This window comes from Parabacteroides johnsonii DSM 18315, from assembly GCF_025151045.1.
In the GTDB taxonomy this organism is placed as follows: domain Bacteria; phylum Bacteroidota; class Bacteroidia; order Bacteroidales; family Tannerellaceae; genus Parabacteroides; species Parabacteroides johnsonii.
Window position 1 is genome coordinate 1,405,696 of sequence record NZ_CP102285.1, and the last position, 13,498, is coordinate 1,419,193.

Genomic DNA, 13,498 nt, shown 5'->3' on the forward strand with positions numbered 1-13,498 from the left:
TTTCTATCAAAGAACAGTAGAGTCTTCGGAGAAGCAATTGATCTCTTATACCTTCCGGAACTCGGATAAAATTAAACGATATGAGAAAGTATTTCCTTTATGCTTGCCTGTTGTTCGCAGGTGTGTTTACCGCTTGCGATAACGATGATTCGGACGGGATTGATCCGTCGATCCCTTTCTACCAGAATTTGGGTGTCGAATATAATGTTACGCAGAATCATACCCATATAGGCGCAAATTTCAATAAGTATAACAGTGAAGGAGCCAATCTGCGCCTGCCGGCCAAAGGTATTCTCTTTAACGGGAAAGCACCTGACTTTTTGGGGATGGGAACCTATATGTATATGCTGTCCGAGTCCGGGCTGGACCCGGTCACGTTCACCTTTACCCGTTGGAAGGACCAGGTTTATACAAACAAGGCCTCTATCGACGATGTCGATCCGATCGCGCTTCCCGAATCTCTGACGTCTATTAAAGGTAATGGCACGACCGTTATCACTTGGGTAGGAAAGCCGGTCGGAAAGGATGAATATGTCCAGGCACATCTGACCTACAATGGTGGTGTTTATGATATCAACAATACGCAGGAAGGTGCGACCTTTATCACGCTGAACTTTACGAATCCGACCTCTGCCGCCAAAGGAACTTTGTTCCTGAGCCGCGTCAGGAAACTCCCTTTGCAGGAGAGCAACGGCAATGCAGGAGGAAAGATCGATGTCTCTTATGTGCAGAACAAGGATGTTACATTTGAATAATCACGATTGAAAGGCTATTTCCCCGCTTTCCGAAATCAGTAGGACAGACAGTTTCCCATCGGGGAACAGGGGTGCACAGTGCTCCTGGCATTTCTGCAACAGAAGAGGGAAGAAGCTTTGCTGTTCGGTCTCACTGAACAGTTCCCATAGTTCCCTGGCCAGTGTCAGGGAATCTATTGTTTGTACGGATTCCGGTTTGCAGCCTGCCTTTCCGGCCAGTTCTTTCAGAAAGGTTTTGTTCATGACGACTTTCTTGCTGTGCGTGTCCAGTGCTCCTTCTGCCAGTTTGACGGCTTTGCCGATCATGATTCCCATGATGACTTCGGCGAATTGCAGTTCGGCAGCTATTTTCAGTGTTTCTCCGATAAAGTTCCCGTAGTGTACGAACATCTGTGGAGGAAGTTCTTCCGACAACTGTTCCGACAGGTAGCCTTTCAGGAAACGCTCGCTTTTCGCCCCTGAGTTGATGACGAGGCGGGAGCATCCTATTGCTTTCGCAACTTCGGCTTCTTTCCTGATCGAGGCAATAAAGGCATCGTTCGAGAAAGGGTGTACGATTCCGGATGTCCCGATGATCGAGATTCCGCCGACAATTCCCAACTTCGGGTTGAATGTCCGGGCAGCCAACTCTTTCCCTCCCGGAACGGAGATCGTAACGACCACCTCCTTTATCTTGCCCGACAGGCCGTTTTCTTCCAGTACTGTTGTCAGTTCTTCGGTAATCAGGCGGCGGGGAGTGGCGTTGATGGCTGGTCCGCCTATTTCGAGGCCGAGACCGGGAAGCGTTACCGTACCGACCCCTTCACCGCCGCGAAACAGGATAACGGGGACGGGGGATTGTCCTGCCTGCAACTCGATACGGGCGATGACGGAACAGCCGTTTGTCACGTCCGGATCGTCGCCGGAGTCCTTTATAACTGTGCACAGGGCGGCGTTTTCCACCCATTCGGTAGCGGTGACAGGGAGTGTGATCTTTTCTCCGGAAGGGAGCGTGATGCAACTTGTGGTTTGTACCGTTTGGCTCAGTAGAGCGACTAAGGCGGCTTTGGCGGCAGCCGTAGCACATGCGCCGGTCGTGAAACCGTTCCGGAGCGGGAAGAAACCGGGAGCGAGGCGTTCGATGGCTTTACGAAGTCCTTCCAGGCCTTGCACGAAGGTGAAACTGTCGGGCAGGGGAGGGCGTTGTATGACATAGACGGGAATGCCGCAGGCTTGTGCTGCTTCGACCTTTTCCTTGAAATATCCGCTTTCCCCGCTTTCCTTTGTCAGTATAGCATCCGGATGAAGCCGGTCCAGCAGCTTCTTCTCGTCTTCTCCTTCATGGAAAAAAATGATCCGTTCTTTCGGGAATCTGTTGGATTCGGCCAGCGAAAGCGACTCTTTCCGGTTCAGAATACGGAACCAGCAGGGTGTCTGCTCCCAGTAAGGGCGCAGTTTCGCAATGGTTTTGACGCCTGTCAGGGCCAACAGGTTGCAGATCCCGTCCGCACGCAGGCGGTCGATGGCGGCGGCATAATCCGTGCACCATATCAACCGCTTGTCATGTGCGGGATATTGCCTTTCCAACCGGACGACAGGAATCCGGAGGCGGGAGGAAACCTTTGCAAGTGTCCGGTGCAACTGGATGGCGAAAGGGTGAGCGGCATCGACCAGTAACGAGATTTCTTTCTCGCGGCAGAATCGTGCCATATCTTCTTCATCCATACCACCGGTGAGGCGGATGGCATGGACGGTTTCTATCGCCTGTTCGTTACCAACCGTCGAGTAGTAGTAAGGTTTACCTGCGCTTTCAACGACTTGTACGGCCTTTCGTCCTTCGGTTGTTCCTCCTAAGATCAGTATCATGATGTGCGTCTCGCTAATGGCGGAAAAGATGTTTGAACTCGTCTGCATAAAGACGTGAAAGTCCCTCCCTGTTGTCTATGGCATCGCCGACGACTAACAAGGTTGTCAACGTCAGGTTGTTTTCTTTTACGATCCGTTCCAGATCTTTCAATTCGCCCCGGTAGATGCGTTCGTCTTTCCAAGTCAACTTGTAGCAGGCGGCTACCGGTGTCGTCGGCGGGTAATGTTCCAGAAGCTCTTTCTGAACTTGTCCGGCAATACCGGCGCTCAGGAAGATGCACATCGTGCTTTGGCTGGCGGCCAGTTTATGCAGCTGCTCTTTCTCCGGCATGGGGGTACGTCCTTCGCCACGCGTAAGGATGATGGTCTGCACCTTTTCTGGAATGGTGAACTGGGAGCGGAGAGCTGCTGCTGCAGCCTGGAACGAGGAGATCCCCGGTGTGATATGGTAGCTCATGCCGTAACGGTCGAAGAAGGCCATCTGTTCCTGTATCGCCCCGTAGATGCAGGGGTCGCCTGTGTGCAAGCGTACGACGAATTTCCCTTTGTCATAAAACTCTTTCATAAGGGCGAATTGTTCTTCCAGGTTCATGTCGGCGGAGCTGCGAACTGTTGCCTCTTTTTTAGCGCATAGGGTGAGCTCTTTGGGTACGAGGCTTCCGGCATAGAGGATCAGGTCCGCATTTTCCAGCATCCGCCGGCCCCGGATAGAGATCAGTTCCGGGTCGCCCGGTCCGGCTCCGACGATCTCGATGTGACCCTGTTTCAGTTTCCTTTTTTGTTCGTCTTCTTTTTCGTCCCGTACTGCCGATTTGCTGATGGCGATCGCATAAGTGAAGTTCTTTGTCTGTCCCTTCTGTTTTTCTACCCATAACGGGCCACTTTCCGCGCTCAAGATGGCGGCTGCCTCCGATACACTGTCCGATCCGGTGACCTCTTTTACTTTAGAAGAGGGATGGGGGACGGGAACTTTGTCCAGCTCCTTTGCCGCATAGGTCTTGAACGGGCTACGCAGGTAGATGTCCGCCAGTTCCTTTAATATCGGTTCGTCTTTCTTCAGATTGATGGAGGAGACATCAGCGATGCTCTTCAGGTTGAACCCGTAGAAGATGGAGCAGATAAACAAGTCTGTGAGGACGGATCTCATATCCGTCAATCCTTTTTTACATCCGACACCTAAGTGAAGCACTTTCGGGAAGAATGACAGGCAGGGGATAGGAACTTTTTGGTAGAAAGTCGGACTGACCGTGATTAGCAGTTCGTATTTTTCCAAGTCGATATCTTCATATTTGTAGAAGATATCCACGTGTGGGGGACAGGTCTCTTCCATATAGTCCGTTTCTTTCGTGCGGATGTCGAGCAGGAGAGCGGTCGACTTGCGGTTGACGAAACGTGTGACGCATTCGTTCATCGCTTTCTTCCTGGAGGCAGCAAAGACCTCTTCGTCTGTTTTATCGAAATTCGTATCGAAAAAACTATGTATGTCGTCTTGCAGATTGTAGACGTCCTGTTCCCAGCCGTATTGCTGTGCCAAAGTGTCCAGTGGCCAGAGTCCCAGATTGTCGCTCTGTGTCGTGACAATCGCCTCGGCATTCAATAGGCGGGCCAACTCGTGTGTCAGCTCATTCGCCCCGCCGATATGGCCGGATAGTACCGACACGACATATTTGCCGGTACTGTCAAGGCAGACGACTGCCGGGTCCGTGTACTTACTTTTGACGTACGGAGCGATGCTCCGTACGCAAATGCCCATCGCCCCGATAAAGACCATCGCTTCCGATTTATTGAAAAGATCGCCGGCCAGCTCCTCGAAAGAGGTGAATGGTTCGACATCGTTATCTGCCTCTCTACAATAGATAATGGTTTTACCCTGATATTTGTCCCGGATTTTGCGTGCTAACGGCAGACTGCTTGCCGAAACCACAAGAATGTTCAATATGTTTTTAGACATGATATTTACCTGTTGCACAAAGAATTGTAATAGGATTATTGGTATCGACCGTAATGTTCATTTCCGAATGTAGTTTCAGGTCGTTTTCTTCGACTGCCTCCCGGAACAGCTTGTTGCTTTCTTCCGAAACGGAATTGAAGACGATCTTGCCTTTCAGCTTATCCAGATGAGAAGCGACTTTGCAGATGATCTCTTTCAGTTTGCCGCCGTGACCGCCGATAAAAACAGCATCGACAATTGCATCCTCTGCGATTGGCAGGTTCAGGAAGTTACCGATATGCAGGTCTATGCCGGGAGCACTGTGCAGACGTGCGTTTGCCCGGATGATGTCTTTGCATTCTTCCCGCACTTCGAAAGCCTGGATATTCAGGTGGGGGTACTGGCGGCGTGCTTCGATCGAAACAGAGCCGGTACAGGCGCCGATATCCCAGAAGGTACGGCTGTTATGCAGTTCCAGCAGGCTTAGGTCCATCACCCGTATCGGTGCTTTGGTAATCATCTTAGCCCGGTCGTTCAGCAAGACAAACTTCGTGTCGGGTATGCCTAAGGTCGGTCGTTGCTGCGTGCTGTTCGGAGCCTTCATCAGCAGGACACAGTTCGGGCAGCTGAAACTCATTTCGCTGATTTCCTCGATCGAGTAGATATTATAGATTTTCTCCTTCTTCGGGTTACCTAAATGTTCGGCTACCCGCATGGTGTAATCCTTGTCCAGATGATATTCCATCATCCTCTTGGCTATAGCCCTGGGCGTATGGACATGATCGGTCAGCACACCGATCAACGGCCGACATTCCAGTAATGCCCGGTCGAGTTCGTGCCACGGTCGTCCGGTAACGGACACGGCGTGCATGTTCTCATACGGGATTTGTTCGTGGTGTGCGAACATCTGCAATGAGTTGAAGTAGGGGAACACTTTCATGCCTACCCCTAAAAGGTTTTTCTGGATGGTGGAAGCGAAACCGAAAAAGAACGGATCTCCCGAAACGAAGGAGACGATCACTTTGCCTTCTTGGATCAACCGGCTGTATTCTGCAAGGACGGCATTTATCGGAGCCTTGATTTCGATCCATACCGCATCGGCGGGCAGGAACGGCTTCACAATCTCATAATGCCGCTTCCCTCCGGAGAAGATATTGTCGTGTTTGACACTTTTGATAATGACTTCTACATGCTTAGGTTGTGGATTGTCGTCCATCCCGACCATATAGATGTGTGTTTTGCCGTAAGCCTCTATAATTTCTTGAGTTCTCATACGTCTCTACCTGGTTTTAATTGTTCTGCATCATTGTAGCATAAAATCGCATTTACCAAAGTCGCGGCGAGGTTGCTACCGCCTTTCCGTCCTTCGATGATGAGTTTAGGAATAGAGACAAACGGCTTTACCATGTGTTTGGATTCCTGTACGTGTACGAAACCGACAGGAGCGGCAATGATGCCGGCGGGAGTGGCTTTCCCTTTCCTTGTCAGGTCACAAAGTTCCATTAATGCGGTCGGCGCATTGCCGAATACATATAGAGCGCCGGGATGTTCCTGTACGGCAAGCCGGATGCCGGCCTGTGTGCGGGTGATCCCTTTTTCTGTTGCAAGTTGTACGGTGCGCTCGTCCTGCAAATAGCATCTCACTTCGATTCCCATACGCTGCAAAGCTCCTTTGCGGATGCCGGAAGCAGCCATTGTGACGTCTGTGATGATGGTGCGCACCTCCCCCCGGCTGAATTTCCCGTAAAGGGAAGCCACCGCGTGATCGTCGATCCGTAGGATATTTTCCATATCGAAATCGGCTGTCGTGTGGATGGCATGGAGCAAAGCCCATTTCTTGTCGAGCGGTATTTCTTTGTTCTTGAGTTCTTTCTCGATGGTGCGGAAGCTGCGGATCATGATGTCCTGGCCGATCCCGACATCTGTTTTCATCTTGATCTCTCCATAATAGCCGCGTGGTGTGATGAATTTACCGTCGGCCTCATATGACTGCGAGTTCCCGATCAGGATGACAGTGAACATGTCGACCTGTTCAGGGTCGAACTCTGCCAGCGTGGTCAGGTTGACGACCTGCTCTTCGCGTCCGGCCTGACGGACATAGCCGACCGGTGTTTCGGGGGCACGTTCTTCGAGGAACAGCTCCTTGAGACGATGCAACTGCCAGTAGCGCCCTTCGCTTTTCGGATTGTAGATGGCTGTCACGAAGTCGCCGATAGCGGCGGCCCGTATGCGTTTTTCGATCCGTAGCCAGGGAGTCATCAGGTCGGAGAGGGAGATGATACAGAGATCATGCCCGATAGGTGCTCCCAGAAGCGAAGCTGCTTTTTGGAACGCACTGATACCGGGCACTACCTCGATCTCCACTTGCGGCGCCTCTTTCATCGCTCGCATTTCATATATCAACGGGGCCATCCCGTAGATTCCGGCATCACCAGAACTGATCACTGTCACTGTTTTACCTTCCGAAGCGTATTTGTAGGCCTCTTCGGCACGTGCTTTCTCACGCTTCATCCCGGTATCGATACATTGGGCATCCGGACGGATTATATCCTGTATAAACTGGAAGTAATAATTGTATCCGATGATCACATCCGACTGCCTGATGGCAGATAACGCTGCGGGCGTTATGTCTTCGCGACTTCCCGGTCCGATGCCGGCAACAGTAATTTTCCCTTTGTTCATATGAGCTGTTTGTAAATTAACAGAAAACAAAGGTACGATTTTATTTGTTTAATTTTCCTCTGCGGGCTGATATAAATACCGCTTAATGCTCCGTTTCGGTGTCTTTTCGAATTCTTCCTGATAAAGCTTGAAGCAGGACACTTTGCTGTAGGCGGGCATTTCGGTATTCAGCTGGTCGATGTTCTGTTGCATCAGCCCTTCGATTTCAGAGTGTTGGATGCCAGCCTTGTCCACCTGTTCCCAGTCTGGATAGATCAGTGCAACCAGTTTTCCTCCCTGCGAAATGATCAACGACTCCGCCACGTACAACATATTGTTCAGACGGTCTTCTATCTCTTCGGGGTAGATGTTCTGTCCGTTGGAGCTTAGGATCATGCTTTTGCTTCGTCCGCGGATATAAAGGAAACCATCTTTGTCAAGTGTCCCCAAATCACCTGTCCGTAACCAACCGTCGGGTAGCATTACCGCTTTCGTCGCCTCCAGATTCTTGTAGTAGCCTAACATCACGTTCATACCGCGAACCAGGATTTCGCCTACTTCGTTTTCCGGATCGTTCGAGTCGATCCGGATTTCCATGCGGTCGACGACACGGCCTACCGAACCTTGTTTAAACGTGTCCCACTGTTCGTAGGAAACCAGCGGTCCGCATTCTGTCATCCCGTAACCTACCGTATAACGGAAGTTGATGGATTTGAGGAACGTCTCTACCTCTTTATTAATGGCTGCACCGCCGATCACGATTTCGCCGAAGTTTCCACCGAAAGAGGCTTCTAGCTTTTGGGCGATCTTTTCGCGTACCTTTTGGTCGATGTACGGCACTTTCAGCAGCAATTTGATCAACGGCTTTTCCAGTTCGGGGAAGACCTTGTTCTTGATGATCTTCTCGATGATGAGTGGCACGGCAAGGATCAAAGCCGGGCGAACCGTCGCAAATGCTTCCGCAATGATTTTCGGACTTGGTGTGCGTGTCAGGAAATGAACGTGGCAGCCTTTGTTGACGGAGTTCAGCACTTCAAACGCCAACCCGTACATATGTGCCATAGGTAACATACAGACGATGTTGTCCCCCGGATGGATGAACGGCAGGCGGTCGTAGGCAAACTGCGTGTTGCTCCACAAGCTGCGGTAGGGGATCATGACCCCTTTCGAGAAGCTGGTCGTGCCTGATGTATAGTTCAGGACAGCCAGTTCCTCCGGGGCCTCGATATGATATTTCACGTCGTTGGCGGTGAAGGAACGGGGGTATTTCTTGCCGAAATATTCGTTGATGCGGTCGCGTACGGTGCGTACCTCCTTATTCTTGCAGTCGATGATGGAGAAGTTGTCCAGCATCATGAACAGCTTGACATCCGGCATCATCTTTTCGTTCATGTTCTCCCAGTTGCTGGAGCCTGCCAGTACGGCTTTCGCTCCCGAATGGTTGACGATGTGATGGATATTGTCGGGTTTGAATTCATGCAGGATCGGCACAGCAACAGCTCCGTATGCTAATATTCCGAAAAAGCAGATCGCCCAGCTAGAAGAGTTACGCCCGACGATGGCCACTTTGTCGCCTTTCTTGATACCGGCGTGTTCCAGCAGGATGTGGAACTTCTCTATCCGCCGTGCGACGTCTTTGAAGTGAAAGGTATGTCCGTTGTAATCAGAGAAGGCGGGGAGGTCCCAATGTTCCTTCATGCTTCTCTCTATAAGGCCCAAGAAACGATTATCCATAGTGATATAATTTTAAAAAGAACCGGAATATCTGTGAGAATGTTGCAAAGATAGCAAAGAAACGATATGTTTTACGGAATGATGGTACAGTTTCATAGGCATGAAATAAAAATTCCATAGGCATGGGACAAAAGTTTCATGCCTATGGAACAGAAATTTCATGCGGAGGGAATAAATCCGCGTCCGTTTACCATGAAGTGACCGTCACGTTGCGGAATTGTACTTCTTTGCCTTCGCTTTGCAGTCCGATGTAACCTTCCTTCACCTTGTTTGTTCCGGTGTTCTGGTAAACGCCGTTGATGTAAACCGTGATGACACCGTCTTTTACGAAGATATTAGCTTCGTTCCATTCACCGGCAGGTTTCTCGCTGTTGGCCACTTTGCGTTCTACCACTGGGAATGCTGGTCTCGGCGTGCCCGGTTTGTTCTGGAACTCGGCCAGGTCCGATCCGTTTAGCAGGACGAAGTCTCCGGCCTTGCCGGCACACAACTGGCATTCGATTCCGTTAGGGAATGGGTTGGCCGGATCGGCGATCAGGAGGAAAATACCACTGTTCGCTTTCTCTTCGCCGTTTGGCCAGCGCCACTCGACATGCAATTTATAATTGCCGTATTTTTCTTTCGTGTACATATATCCGAAGGGTTGTCCTGCGATGTTGATGACGCCGTCTTTTACGGAATATACCTGTTCGGCAGGGACAGAATTCTTGTCGACAACGAAGTTCCAGCCGGCAAGGTCTTTCCCGTTGAACAACTTAGTTGTTTTCTGTGCACTTGCATCACTTCCGAAACACAAAAAGGCGGCAGCCATTACTGCCATCGATAACATTCTTTTTTTCATGGTCTTACAAAATTATTTATTATAATTAATCAACAATAAGTTTACGATAACGGACACGTTTCGGTTCCACATCGCCCAACTGTTTGCGCTTGTACTCTTCATATTCAGAGTAGGAACCTTCGTAGAACACGACATTCGAATCTCCTTCGAACGAAAGGATATGTGTACAAATACGGTCGAGGAACCAACGGTCGTGAGAAACAACCACCGCACAACCGGCGAAGTTCTCCAAACCTTCTTCGAGTGCTCGAAGTGTGTTCACATCGATATCGTTGGTTGGTTCGTCAAGCAGCAGCACATTCGCCTCGGCTTTCAGTGTGAGGGCCAGATGCAAGCGGTTTCGTTCACCACCGGAGAGCACGCCGCAGAGTTTTTCCTGGTCGGCTCCCGCAAAATTGAATTTGGAGAGATAGGCGCGGGAGTTGACTTCCTTACCACCTACGCGGATGAACTCCTGTCCACCGGAAACGACCTGATAAACGGTCTTTTTCGGATCGATGTCTTTATGTGTCTGGTCTGCATAACCGACCTTTACTGTTTCACCCACTTCGAAAGAGCCTTTGTCGATGCTTTCCATTCCCATGATCATTTTGAACAGCGTGGTCTTACCCGCACCGTTCGGACCGATCACACCGACGATTCCGTTCGGTGGTAACATGAAGTTCAGGTCGTCAAACAGCAGTTTGTCGCCGAACGCCTTTGCTACATGCTGAGCCTCGATCACCTTGTTACCCAAGCGTGGACCATTCGGGATAAAGATTTCCAGTTTGGCCTCCCGTTCTTTCTGGTCTTCGTTCAAAAGAGCTTCGTACGAATTCAGACGGGCCTTGCCTTTTGCCTGGCGGGCTTTCGGAGCCATATTGATCCATTCCAGTTCGCGTTCCAGTGTCTTACGACGTTTGCTTGCCTGCTTTTCTTCCTGTGCCATACGTTTGGTCTTTTGATCCAGCCAAGAAGAGTAGTTTCCTTTCCAGGGGATACCTTCTCCGCGGTCCAGTTCCAGAATCCATCCGGCTACATGGTCGAGGAAGTAACGGTCGTGCGTAATACAGATAACCGTACCCGCATATTGCTGTAAATGTTGCTCCAGCCAATCGATCGATTCGGCATCCAAGTGGTTGGTCGGTTCGTCCAGTAACAGGACGTCCGGCTGTTGCAGCAATAAACGGCAGAGAGCTACACGGCGGCGTTCGCCTCCCGACAGCGTATCGACTACCTGATCTTCAGGCGGGCAGCGCAAGGCGTCCATCGCCCTTTCCAAGCGGCTGTCGAGGTTCCATGCGTCGGTTGCATCTATCTTGTCTTGCAATTCGGCCTGTCGGTTGATGAGGGCGTCCATCTTGTCCGGATCTTCGAGCACTTCAGGATCGCCGAACTTTTCGTTTACTTCTTCATATTCTTTGAGGGTGTCTACGATATCCTGTACACCTTCCTGTACGATTTCTTTTACCGTCTTGCCCGGTTCCAGTTTCGGGTCCTGCTCCAGATATCCAACGGAATATCCGGGTGAGAAAACCACTTCTCCCTGGTATTCTTTTTCGATACCGGCAATAATTTTCAGCAATGTAGATTTACCGGAACCGTTCAAACCGATGATTCCGATCTTCGCTCCATAGAAAAAGGACAGGTAAATATTTTTCAATACTTGTTTTTGAGGCGGAAAGATTTTACTCACGCCTACCATCGAGAAAATAATTTTCTTGTCGTCTGCCATGTTTCAAATTATGTGTATTTATATGATCATTTTTCTTCGTGGACAAACTTACGGAAATATCTTCATAGTTCATATATATCGGATGAAAATAGCGTGTATTTTTATCCTTTCTGCCTCCCTTTGTATTTGATCGTTAAGGTCAATCGTAGGGATGTATGATTGCCTGTTGTGGTATCGGTTCACCGCAAACACTGCAAATGTGTTCACTATCCTTATCTGGCCGATATTTTGGTTTATATGAAATAACCCCGGTTGCGTAATTGATGAAAACACCCCTTTTCTGTGAAAAGCCGATTTTTTGAAAAAATATTGATTTTCAATTATAATCTGTTTTGATATATATTTTTCTAAATGAAAAACAAATAAAAATGCACTCAATATTTGCATGATAAAAATTAATCACATATCTTTGCACCCGCATTACAGAAGTAACGCACAGGATGATTCGCTAGCTCAGCAGGTAGAGCACATCCCTTTTAAGGATGGGGTCCTGGGTTCGAACCCCAGGCGGATCACTGAAACAACAAGAAAAATCAAGCAAATCCCTGATAATCAGACATTATCAGGGATTTCTTTTTTCTGGCAGCTAGCAGAAAATAGCCGTTTCAAGCATATTATCGGTGGATAAATCGTGGGACTAAAATTTAGTTCAAAAAAGTCCCACGAATTTGCATCTTTCTCACTGATTCATAGTCTTTTGCATAGACTTACTTTGGAAGAGAATACATAGTTTTGTAACTTTAAAAACGATGTAAAAATGGCTCGAAAATCATTTTCTGTATTGTTCTTCATCAAGAAAGGCAAATTATTAAAGAACGGAGAAGCACCCGTGTGCATGAGAATCACCGTAAACGGCTGTATGGTAGATATTTCTATCAAAAGAAGTTGTCCCGTAAACCTATGGAATCAGGCAAAAGAGAATTCAAAAGGCAAAGACCGCATGTCGGTGGAACTGAACCACTACTTAGAAATCACACGTTCCCACGTACACCAAATTTATAGAGAACTGGAAACTTCCGGTAAGGTTATCACTGTTGATCTTGTTAGAAAACTGTATTATGGTGTGGACGAAGATAACAAAACGCTATTGCAGGTATTCAGAGAGCATAATGAACAAAGCCGTAAGCTGATTGGAAAAGACTTTGTAAGTAAGACCGTCCAGCGATATGAAACCACTACCCGATATTTAGAAGAATTCATTAAGAAAGAATATCAATTACCGGATATTGCCCTGAATAACTTGGAAGCCAACTTCATTTCTAAGTTCGATGCTTTTTTGAAGATTGAAAAAGGTTGTGCGCAGAACTCCGCTATCACCCGATTGAAAAATTTGAAGAAGATTATCCGCATTGCTTTGGAAAACGACTGGATAAAGAAAGATCCGTTTGCTTACTATCGCTTCAAACTGGAAGAAACAGATCCTGAATTTCTGACAATGGACGAGATTAAAATCATTCTCGCTAAAGAGTTCACAATTAAACGAGTAGAACAGGTACGTGACGTTTTTGTCTTTTGCATTTTTACTGGCTTGGCGTTCAGCGATGTGAAAGATTTATCACCCGAACACTTGGTAAAAGACAATAAAGGAGAACTTTGGATAAGGAAGAACCGCCAAAAGACCAAAATCATGTGTAACATTCCTGTGTTACCTGTGGCAGCTTCCATACTTGATAAATATAAGGATGTGGCAGAGTGTACCGGAAAACTTTTGCCTGTATTAAGCAATCAACGCATGAACAGTTATTTGAAGGAAATTGCCGATGTGTGCGGAATTCATAAAAATCTTAGTACACATACCGCCCGTCATAGCTACGCCACAAGCATTTGCCTTGCAAATGGCGTGAGTATAGAGAATGTTGCTAAGATGTTAGGTCATGCAGATACAAGCGTAACAAAACACTATGCAAGGGTATTGGATCAGAATATTTTCAAGGATATGCAAAAAGTAAATAGCTGTTTATCAGAATTAACTATATAATAAAGGTAATAGGCAATATAGAAAAAGGATTGGGAAGAAT

General features: G+C 48.4%; 9 protein-coding genes and 1 tRNA gene. 3 read left to right on the forward strand and 7 right to left on the reverse strand.

Going from position 1 to position 13,498, the window contains the following annotated elements; all coding sequences use genetic code 11:
- Positions 1–80 precede the first annotated feature (80 nt).
- The gene (locus tag NQ564_RS05780; protein WP_008148234.1) at positions 81–755 is read left to right on the forward strand and encodes a hypothetical protein; all 675 of its coding nucleotides are present in this window, start codon (positions 81–83) and stop codon (positions 753–755) included.
- On the opposite strand, the gene cbiD is transcribed toward NQ564_RS05780, so the two are convergent.
- The 7 genes from cbiD to ettA all read right to left on the reverse strand — a co-directional run bounded on the left by cbiD (position 756) and on the right by ettA (position 11,480).
- The gene (gene cbiD / locus NQ564_RS05785; RefSeq protein ID WP_129649883.1) at positions 756–2,600 is read right to left on the reverse strand and encodes a cobalt-precorrin-5B (C(1))-methyltransferase CbiD; all 1,845 of its coding nucleotides are present in this window, start codon (positions 2,598–2,600) and stop codon (positions 756–758) included.
- A 13-nt stretch (positions 2,601–2,613) separates the two neighbouring features.
- The gene (gene cobM, locus NQ564_RS05790; protein WP_129649885.1) at positions 2,614–4,551 is read right to left on the reverse strand and encodes a precorrin-4 C(11)-methyltransferase; all 1,938 of its coding nucleotides are present in this window, start codon (positions 4,549–4,551) and stop codon (positions 2,614–2,616) included.
- Complete coding sequence (gene cbiE, locus NQ564_RS05795) at positions 4,544–5,803, reverse strand: precorrin-6y C5,15-methyltransferase (decarboxylating) subunit CbiE (RefSeq protein WP_087375218.1); 1,260 nt, start codon at positions 5,801–5,803, stop codon at positions 4,544–4,546. The genes cobM and cbiE overlap by 8 nt, the downstream gene beginning before the upstream one ends.
- Positions 5,800–7,212 (reverse strand): precorrin-3B C(17)-methyltransferase, encoded by a 1,413-nt coding sequence (gene cobJ, locus NQ564_RS05800; protein WP_008148227.1) that lies wholly within the window; start codon positions 7,210–7,212, stop codon positions 5,800–5,802. The genes cbiE and cobJ overlap by 4 nt, the downstream gene beginning before the upstream one ends.
- Positions 7,213–7,260: 48 nt before the next feature.
- Positions 7,261–8,925 (reverse strand): AMP-binding protein, encoded by a 1,665-nt coding sequence (locus NQ564_RS05805; protein WP_008148225.1) that lies wholly within the window; start codon positions 8,923–8,925, stop codon positions 7,261–7,263.
- Positions 8,926–9,112: 187 nt separating this feature from the next.
- Positions 9,113–9,766, reverse strand: coding sequence for a 3-keto-disaccharide hydrolase (locus NQ564_RS05810; protein ID WP_227963228.1), 654 nt, complete (start codon positions 9,764–9,766; stop codon positions 9,113–9,115).
- A 25-nt stretch (positions 9,767–9,791) separates the two neighbouring features.
- Positions 9,792–11,480, reverse strand: coding sequence for an energy-dependent translational throttle protein EttA (gene ettA / locus NQ564_RS05815; protein WP_008148217.1), 1,689 nt, complete (start codon positions 11,478–11,480; stop codon positions 9,792–9,794).
- A gap of 442 nt (positions 11,481–11,922) precedes the next feature.
- Here ettA and NQ564_RS05820 point away from each other — a divergent pair.
- Together NQ564_RS05820 and NQ564_RS05825 are read left to right on the forward strand one after the other, a co-directional pair.
- Positions 11,923–11,995 (forward strand) — tRNA-Lys (locus tag NQ564_RS05820).
- Positions 11,996–12,237: 242 nt separating this feature from the next.
- Positions 12,238–13,458: a site-specific integrase gene (locus NQ564_RS05825; RefSeq protein WP_008148213.1), complete on the forward strand. Its 1,221-nt coding sequence runs from the start codon at positions 12,238–12,240 to the stop codon at positions 13,456–13,458.
- Positions 13,459–13,498 lie beyond the last annotated feature (40 nt).